10 protein-coding genes and 1 other annotated feature are annotated in these 8,776 nt (G+C 41.8%); of the genes, 8 read left to right on the top strand and 2 right to left on the bottom strand.

The window, feature by feature from the left end; genetic code table 11:
• The 3 genes from V7Z64_RS09845 to V7Z64_RS09835 all read left to right on the top strand — a co-directional run.
• Positions 1 to 551: DUF2268 domain-containing protein (locus V7Z64_RS09845; protein WP_334110261.1), on the top strand; the 551-nt coding region annotated here is incomplete at its 5' end.
• A 55-nt stretch (positions 552 to 606) separates the two neighbouring features.
• Positions 607 to 813: a hypothetical protein gene (locus V7Z64_RS09840; RefSeq protein WP_297992669.1), complete on the top strand. Its 207-nt coding sequence runs from the start codon at positions 607 to 609 to the stop codon at positions 811 to 813.
• 76 nt (positions 814 to 889) lie between these two features.
• Positions 890 to 1,630: a YjbA family protein gene (locus V7Z64_RS09835; protein ID WP_297992666.1), complete on the top strand. Its 741-nt coding sequence runs from the start codon at positions 890 to 892 to the stop codon at positions 1,628 to 1,630.
• Positions 1,631 to 1,657: 27 nt separating this feature from the next.
• Here V7Z64_RS09835 and trpS read toward each other — a convergent pair whose 3' ends face one another.
• Complete coding sequence (gene trpS / locus V7Z64_RS09830; protein ID WP_297992663.1) at positions 1,658 to 2,638, bottom strand: tryptophan--tRNA ligase; 981 nt, start codon at positions 2,636 to 2,638, stop codon at positions 1,658 to 1,660.
• A 47-nt stretch (positions 2,639 to 2,685) separates the two neighbouring features.
• Positions 2,686 to 2,914 (bottom strand) — a binding site (T-box leader).
• A gap of 35 nt (positions 2,915 to 2,949) precedes the next feature.
• Entirely contained in the window at positions 2,950 to 3,282 is a 333-nt protein-coding gene (locus V7Z64_RS09825) for a DUF3899 domain-containing protein (RefSeq protein WP_430744824.1), read from the bottom strand.
• A 286-nt stretch (positions 3,283 to 3,568) separates the two neighbouring features.
• Between V7Z64_RS09825 and V7Z64_RS09820 the strand changes: the two genes are divergently transcribed.
• From V7Z64_RS09820 to V7Z64_RS09800, 5 genes are all read left to right on the top strand, one after another.
• On the top strand, positions 3,569 to 5,218 hold the full coding sequence (locus tag V7Z64_RS09820; protein WP_297992660.1) for a peptide ABC transporter substrate-binding protein: 1,650 nt from the start codon (positions 3,569 to 3,571) through the stop codon (positions 5,216 to 5,218).
• Between the two features lie 104 nt (positions 5,219 to 5,322).
• Positions 5,323 to 6,252, top strand: coding sequence for an oligopeptide ABC transporter permease (gene opp3b / locus V7Z64_RS09815; protein ID WP_003395390.1), 930 nt, complete (start codon positions 5,323 to 5,325; stop codon positions 6,250 to 6,252).
• Entirely contained in the window at positions 6,252 to 7,262 is a 1,011-nt protein-coding gene (gene opp3C, locus V7Z64_RS09810; RefSeq protein ID WP_442885140.1) for an oligopeptide ABC transporter permease, read from the top strand. Before opp3b ends, opp3C begins: the two co-directional genes overlap by 1 nt.
• Before the next feature lie 13 nt (positions 7,263 to 7,275).
• Complete coding sequence (locus V7Z64_RS09805) at positions 7,276 to 8,328, top strand: ABC transporter ATP-binding protein (RefSeq protein WP_297992657.1); 1,053 nt, start codon at positions 7,276 to 7,278, stop codon at positions 8,326 to 8,328.
• Positions 8,325 to 8,776: ATP-binding cassette domain-containing protein (locus V7Z64_RS09800; protein ID WP_334110256.1), on the top strand; the 452-nt coding region annotated here is incomplete at its 3' end. The genes V7Z64_RS09805 and V7Z64_RS09800, both read left to right, overlap by 4 nt.

Raw genomic sequence — 8,776 nt, 5'->3', positions numbered from 1 at the left:
CGGAGCTAAAAAAAGAGTGGAACGGCCCAGATGTGCCGATTTATATTTTCCCTGCGGATGCAACGAACCGTGCACTTCAACATGAGTTTGGTGGAAAATCAGGCGTCGCTTTTCGCGATCAGCTATTTTTATTTTTACTTCCTTATCTGTCCAACGAACATATTTATGCCCTCCTCATTCATGAATATCATCACGTTTGTCGCCTACACGTTGATCCGAAAGATGAACGAGAATATACGCTCATTGACCGCATCGTGATGGAAGTATTGGCCGAACATGCGGTATACGAACGGCTTGGGAGCGAATATGTCGCCAAATGGACGACATATTACACAGAAGAGCAACTCAAGCAGTTTACGAAAAAATGGATCGTTCCGAACATGTCGCTTCGCCCTGATGATGCCCGTTACCGTGCGCTTTTATACGGTTCAACATTTTATCCACGCATGCTTGGCTATGCGGTCGGGTACGACATTGTGAAGCGGGCGTTGACAAAAAAGACGATGATTGAGCTATTTGCTATGCCGGCAGAAGAAATTTTTTTGTTGTAACGCATCGTTCGTCCTATTGTTCATACATATAGTAGTGGACAAGGGGGACTTATATATGCGTTTCTTTTTTTATTTGCTTGGGTTTGGCATGTCGGTCGTCGGTGGAACGACGATGATTGCATATTTAAACATCATCGCTTCACGCTCAGATTGGAAAGAATACGTCATGTTTATTAGCACAAAAGTGGAGTGTTATTTTCTCCCCATTGGATTGTTCATTACGTGGTTAAGTATTTTTTTTCCTTCACAAGATGATGGTTAATTTTAGGGTGAAATGGAATAAAATGAGCAGCCTCTGACCATACTGTGAACAAATCGTTCGAAGTGAGGGGTTATGCATGTTATATCTTCACGATGTTTGGGTGAATTGGTTTGAAGGGGAAGAAAACGGATATAACGTTTGCCACTTTTACGAGTGGAGAAAAGATGATGCGATTGAGTTGTTGGATCAAGTGCCAGTATTAAAAGTGAGCCCACAACTGTTTTATTACTTAGAAAATAGTTTATCGGAAATTCCGAAGGCGCTGCTTGAAGATGTGCATCAAAAAGCGTATGTACGTAAAAATCATGAACGCATTCAGCTTGAATATTGTTTTATCGCTACAGATGGTTATGGCATTATTGCAATTGATACGATTGGCTATCATATTCCGATTCGCAAAAGCCGACTCATTCCGCGTCAAGAACAACTCGTATACGACATGGTGAAAGAGCAAGATGTGCGCCTATATTCGTTTGAACAAAGCGAAAGGGAGTATCACATTTTATCGCCGCATCCGGCGCTTATGAGCGGATTGACCCGAAAAGAGCGGCAATTGAAGCAGCCATTATTTATGGCGCTCGACCAGCTGTATGGAACGAAAAATGCCGCTGAAGTGCGCTATTGGTATACGGAATGGGCGCCAGAAAAGTACGCATACATTCAACAAATGTCGTTTGAAGAAGCGTGGAACGGCTTGTACGAAGAAGCGAAATACGGTTGGTCCGAACGGCACGCTCATTTATGCGAGCGGCTCGTAAAAGGGCAGCCGTTTTTTGAAAAACTATGGGAAATGGAACAAGAACCGAAAGTCAATTAAAAACTCAGCTCGCGTGGAGCTGAGTTTTTATTTTCTTTTTCTTCCTAAACCAATGGCATTTTCCATTTTCTTTAACATTTTACTTGCGACGCGATTTGCTTTTTCGGCACCTTCGTCTAAAATATCGTCTAATTTCGTGCTTTCCATGAGCTCGTAATATTTTTCTTGAATTGGCGTTAGGGCGTCAATAATGACTTGAGCGACATCGGCTTTAAACTCCCCGTACCCTTTTCCAGCGTATCGTTCTTCTAATTGCTCGATCGGTTCGTCCGCTAAAATAGAGTAAATCGTTAATAAGTTCGATACGCCTGGTTTATTTTCCTTATCGTAACGAATGACGCCTTCTGAATCGGTGACAGCACTTTTTACTTTTTTCTCGATCGTTTTCGCATCATCAAGTAACGTAATGTACGATTTTTGGTTCGGATCGGATTTACTCATTTTTTTCGTCGGATCAGTGAGCGACATAATGCGTGCCCCGATTCGCGCTTCTGGGATCGTGAAAATGTCCCCGTACCGTTTATTAAATCGCTCCGCTAAATCGCGTGTCAACTCAATATGTTGTTTTTGATCTTCACCGACAGGAACGATGTCTGTCGAGTAAAGTAAAATGTCGGCTGCCATAAGCGGCGGATACGTTAACAATCCGGCGCTTACTGCCTCTTTTCCGGCTGATTTATCTTTAAATTGCGTCATCCGCTCTAATTCGCCAATGTAGGCGATGCATTGCAAAATCCAGCCCGCTTGCGCATGCGCAGGCACTTCTGACTGAATAAATAACGTCGATTTGTTCGGATCAATGCCGACCGCTAAATAAAATGCAGCTAAACTGCGAATGTTTTTCCGAAGCGCTAGCCGATCTTGCGGAACGGTAATCGCATGTTGATCGACGATGCAAAAGTAGCAGTTGTAGTCGTGTTGCAGTTCAACAAACTGTTTCATCGCTCCGATATAGTTGCCGAGCGTAATGACGCCGCTTGGTTGAATACCTGAAAAAATGGTCTTCATCGAATCACTCCTTTTCATTTTTTGACAATAAAAAAAGTCCTATCATCTTTAGGGACGATAGAACCGTGGTGCCACCCTAGTTATTGTCATGACGACAATCACTTTGCCCATGCGTTACGCATGGCGCCTTTGTAACGGAAGGCAACCGTCCAAACCTACTCTCGTTTCAGCTTGAATGCTCGAAAGCCCATTCCATATAACTAGCGGCTTGTTCGCACCGTCCACAAGCTCTCTGAACGCCTCGTTATATGTACTATTCTTTGTCATCGCATCAGTTTTTTAAAACATTATATGACGTTTGCTTTTCCTTGTCAACGAACGTACGACAAAATGAGCGTGAGTAATGTAATGATTAAACCAGCGAAGAAAAACGGTGCTCCCCACTTTGTTCTCCCTTGATTGTCGTCTTGTTCATCGGCATCATCCATTTCAACAGGGGGGCGAAACAACCGTTTAAAACTAGAAATCGTCATATCGAAAAAACCTTTTTCATATATGAAACGAAATCCGCCAATAATAACAAGAGGTTGGGCGATGTAAAAAGAAATATTAATAAATGTGAGCCACCAATCGCTTGAAAAAAGTGCAACCGTTAGCGCAATGAAAAATACGAGAAAGCTTGTCACGACTGCTTTTTTCACCATTCATCCACCTTTCGCGCTTAATCGCTGTGAAGTATTATACTAAAAAAAGTGTAAATTTTCTATTTACAAACGAATAAAAAACAAATAAAATAGTCATCAAGCTGATTTTATCACATATGTTAAAAAACCTTACACTTAGTTAAAATGTTAGAAAATTTAAAAAAAGTTTTTAAAAAATCTTTTCAAATATATTAATTCGTTATATAATGTCCTTGTGTTTCAAATCTTCTGATAAATCAGAAGATGGAAATAAAATCTAAAAATAAAAGATGAGGGGGAAACTCGCATGAAGAAAAAGTTATCCATCTTTTTCGCTCTTCTTCTTGCGCTGTCGACGTTTTTAGCGGCATGTGGCAGCAAAGAAGAAGCGAAGCCTTCTGATGAAGGTAAACAACCAGCTCAAGAAGAGCCAGCAAAAGAGCAAGTATTGAACTTGTTAGAAACTTCTGAAATTCCTTCACTAGACTCTACGTTAGCGACTGACAGCGTATCGTTCCGCGTCATGAACAACGTATTTGAAGGGTTATATCGCTTAGACCAAAACAACGAACCAACGCCAGGAATGGCTGAAAGCTATGAAGTAAGCGAAGATGGAAAAGTGTACACATTCAAACTTCGCGATGCAAAATGGTCAAACGGCGAGCCTGTAACGGCAAACGATTTCGTATTTGCATGGAGAAAAGCGCTTGATCCAAACACAGGTGCTGAGTATGCGTACATTATGTACGACATTAAAAACGCTGAAGAAGTAAACACAGGAAAAGTGCCTGTTGACCAATTAGGCGTGAAAGCAATTGACGACAAAACGTTACAAGTTGAATTGAAAAACCCAATTCCATACTTCTTAAGCTTATTAGCGTTCCCAACGTTCTATCCACAAAACGAAAAGTATGTGAAAGAGCAAGGGGACAAATACGGTCTTGAAGCAAACACAACCATTTACAACGGTCCGTTCGTATTAAGCGAGTGGAAACATGAACAAAGCTTCCAATTAAAGAAAAACGAACAATATTGGGATGCACAAACAGTTAAACTTGAAACAATTAACTTTAACATCGTAAAAGATGTAGCGACAGGTGTAAACTTGTATGAAACAAACAAAGCAGACCGCGTCGGTTTAAGTGCAGAGTTTGTTGACAAATATAGCAGCGACAAAAACTTTAAAACAAAATCTGAACCAGTATTATTCTTCATTCGTATGAACCAAAAGAATGAAGTGTTGAAAAACGTAAATGCTCGCAAAGCGATTGCGATGGGCTTCGATAAAGAAGCGATGGTTGCGACGATTTTAAACAACGGTTCTAAAGCAGCGAACTACTTCGTTCCACAAGGATTCGTTACAGGTCCGAACGGAAAAGACTTCCGTGAAGAAAATGGCGACTTAGTGAAATTCAACGCTGAAGAAGCGAAAAAATATTGGGAACAAGCGAAAAAAGAGCTTGGCAAAGACAAAGTTACGCTTGAATTGTTAAACTACGACTCTGAAAGTGCGAAGAAAATCGGTGAATTTTTGAAAGAGCAACTTGAGACAAACTTACCAGGCTTAACAATTAACATTAAACAACAACCATTTAAACAAAAACTTGATCTTGAAAGCAAAATGCAATATGAGCTTTCATTTGCAGGTTGGGGTCCAGACTATCAAGACCCAATGACATTCATCGATATGTTTGTCACAAACGGTGCTCACAACCAAACAGGTTGGTCAAATGCGGAGTACGACAAACTTGTAAAAGATGCGAAAACAACGCTTCTTTCTGACTTGCAAGCTCGTTGGGATGCGATGGTAAAAGCTGAGAAAATCTTGTTAGATGAGGCAGTTATCGCGCCAATGTACCAACGTGGTGCAGCGTACTTAGAGCGTGAATACGTGAAAGGTATCGTTGATCATCCATTTGGTCCAGACAATAGCTATAAGTGGGCTTATATCGAGTAATCGAAAAAGAAAGGAGAGTATATGTGCGAAAGCATATACTCTCCTTTTGCCTGCTAATCAGTAAAATTTCAAAAAGTTTTTAATTTTGTAAGGAGGTGTGCGATATGGCACGATATACGTTGCAACGTCTTATTTATATGATTATTACGCTATTTATTATTGCAACAGCCACGTTCTTTTTAATGAAGCTTCTCCCAGGTTCCCCCCTCCAAAATCAAGAGAAGCTATCACCAGAACAACAAAAAATCATTTTAGAAAAGTATGGTTTAAATGATCCAGTTCCTGTGCAATACGTTCGTTACTTAGGCAATTTAGTAAAAGGTGATTTAGGAGTTTCCTTCCAATATGATAACCGCCCAGTCACACAGCTTATTGGTGATCGCATTGGGCCATCGGCACAACTCGGTTTTCAAGCGCTCGTATTCGGGACAATTGTTGGTATTTTGCTCGGTGTGATCGCTGCTGTTCGTCATAATACAGCGGTTGACTATGGAGCAACGGTGTTAGCTGTTTTAGGTATTTCCATTCCATCATTTGTATTCGGTGGATTGTTGCAATATTACATCGGTGTAAAATTAAAATTACTTCCTGTTGCGTTTTGGGATGGTTTTGAGTACACGATCATGCCAACGCTAGCGTTATCCGTATTCGTTATCGCGAGCATCGCGCGCTTTATGCGTACAGAAATGTTAGAAGTGCTCGGTTCGGACTATATTTTAACAGCGCGTGCAAAAGGAATTAGCGGCTTTGGCGTCATTTTTAAACACGGATTGCGAAATGCAATGATTCCGATTATTACAATTCTTGGTCCGATGGCTGTTAACTTAATGACAGGAACACTTGTCATTGAGCAAATTTTCGCTGTCCCTGGTTTAGGGGAACAGTTCGTTCGTTCCATTAACTTAAATGACTATCCGGTCATTATGGGAACAACTATTTTCTATAGTGCGTTATTTATTTTTGTTATTTTTATTGTGGACGTGCTTTACGGCTTAATTGATCCGCGAATTCGTTTGGCGGGAGGGAAAAAATAATGACAGAAAAGCAACTATCTCCTGAGTTGTTTGAGCTAGCGACAGAACGTCAAGGTGATATGGAAAAAATTAATCGTCCAAGCTTAACGTTTTTACAAGACGCTTGGCTTCGATTAAGAAAAAATAAAGGTGCTGTTTTCGGACTAATCATGATTATTGCCATTACGTTGATGGCTATTTTTGCACCGATCATGAGCGATCGTACGTACAAACAACAAAATTTAAGCCATGCGAAATTACCACCGCGTATCCCGGTGTTAGAACATATTGATTGGCTTCCGTTTAACGGAAAAGATATGAATGGTATTAATGTATATGAAAAACGTGGTGTAAAAGAGTACTATTGGTTTGGAACCGATGACCTCGGTCGCGATTTATGGACGCGTACGTGGTATGGTGCCCGTATTTCGTTATATATCGGGGTGTTAGCTGCAACCATTGACTTGTTAATTGGAATTATTTACGGTGGTGTGTCCGGTTTTTACGGCGGACGCGTCGACAATGTGATGCAGCGCATTATTGAAGTATTAGTCGGTATTCCGAACTTAATTGTCGTTATTTTATTTATTCTCGTATTTGAGCCGGGAATTATTTCAATAACGATGGCGATGGTTATTACCGGTTGGGTGACGATGGCGCGCATTGTGCGTGGACAAATTTTAAAGTTAAAAAATATGGAATACGTACTAGCAGCACGTACGCTCGGGGCGTCAGATGCACGCATTATCGGCAAACATTTGCTTCCGAACGTCGTTGGTCCAATTATTATTACGACGATGTTTACCATTCCGAGCGCCATTTTCACAGAAGCGTTTTTAAGCTTTATTGGACTTGGTATTCGTCCACCAGAAGCGTCGCTCGGTTCCCTTGTAAATGACGGTTATAAGTCGATCCAAACGTTCCCGCATTTAATGATGATTCCAGCGTTTGTCATTAGCTTGCTCATTTTAAGCTTTAACTTATTAGCAGACGGATTGCGCGATGCGCTTGATCCAAAAATGCGCAAATAGAGGAGGTGGAACAATGGAAAAAGTGCTCGAAGTAAAAGATTTGCACATTTCATTTGATGTGTACGGTGGAGAAGTACAAGCTGTACGAGGTGTATCGTTTGATTTGCACAAAGGAGAGACGTTGGCGATCGTTGGGGAGTCAGGATCAGGAAAATCGGTGACGTCTAAAGCGCTCATGCGTCTACTTCCAATGCCGCCAGCACGCATTAAGCAAGGTCAAATTTTATTAGAAGGTCGCGATTTGACGAAACTATCGGAAAAAGAAATGCAACGTGTGCGCGGTGCGGAAATCTCGATGATTTTCCAAGATCCGATGACAGCGTTAAACCCGACGATGACGATCGGAAAACAAATTACAGAAGTATTGTTAAAACATCAACAAATGACAAAAGCGGAGGCGAAAGCGCGCGCCATTGAATTGCTTGACCTTGTCGGCATTAAAGAGCCAGCGCTTCGCTTTAAACAATATCCGCATCAATTATCAGGCGGTATGCGCCAACGTGTCGTTATTGCGATTGCGCTTGCATGCAATCCGAAAGTGCTCATTGCCGATGAGCCGACGACAGCGTTAGACGTGACGATTCAGGCGCAAATTTTAGAGCTCATTAAAGACATTCAAAAAAAGACAGGCACATCGATTATATTCATTACCCATGATTTAGGTGTAGTCGCTAACGTGGCGGATCGTGTGGCGGTCATGTATGCAGGAAAAATTGTTGAAAAAGGAACGGTCGATGAAATTTTCTACAACCCGAAACATCCGTATACGTGGGGGCTGCTTGCGTCGATGCCAAGCTTAGAACACGGAGAGGAAGAATTGTACTCCATTCCGGGAACGCCACCAGACTTATTAAATCCGCCAAAAGGCGATGCGTTCGCGCCTCGTAATGCGTACGCGTTAAAAATTGACTATGAAATGGAGCCGCCAATGTTCCAAGTATCAGACACGCACTATGCGGCGACGTGGTTGCTTCACCCGAACGCACCGAAAGTCGAACCTCCGAAAGTCGTTCGTGAGCGAATGAAAAAGTTCGAATCATTAACGAAAGATCGAGGAGGGAAATGACGATGAACAAACTTGTCGAAGTGAAAAACTTAAAACAATACTTTAAAGTCGGCAAGGGTCAAGTTGTAAAGGCCGTTGACGATGTGACGTTCGATATTTATAAAGGTGAAACGCTCGGTCTTGTTGGCGAATCGGGATGCGGAAAGTCAACGACAGGCCGTACAATTATCGGGCTATATGAAGCAACAGGTGGCGAAGTGTTGTTTAACGGGAAAAGTGTGCATCGGAAAAAGTCAGCGAAAGAAGCGAAAGAGTTAAAGCGAAAAATGCAAATGATTTTCCAAGACCCGTATGCGTCATTAAACCCGCGTATGACGGTTGCGGACATTATTGCGGAAGGAATCGATATTCACGGATTGGCGAAGTCGAAAGAAGAGCGCATGAATCGCGTATATGAATTGCTTGAGACGGTCGGTTTAAACCGCGAGCATGCGAACCGTTATCCGCA

The sequence above is a fragment of the Anoxybacillus sp. genome, from assembly GCF_036834105.1.
Taxonomy (GTDB): domain Bacteria; phylum Bacillota; class Bacilli; order Bacillales; family Anoxybacillaceae; genus Anoxybacillus.
The sequence above is the reverse complement of the archived record's forward strand: the minus strand, read 5'-3'. Positions and strand labels throughout refer to the sequence as shown.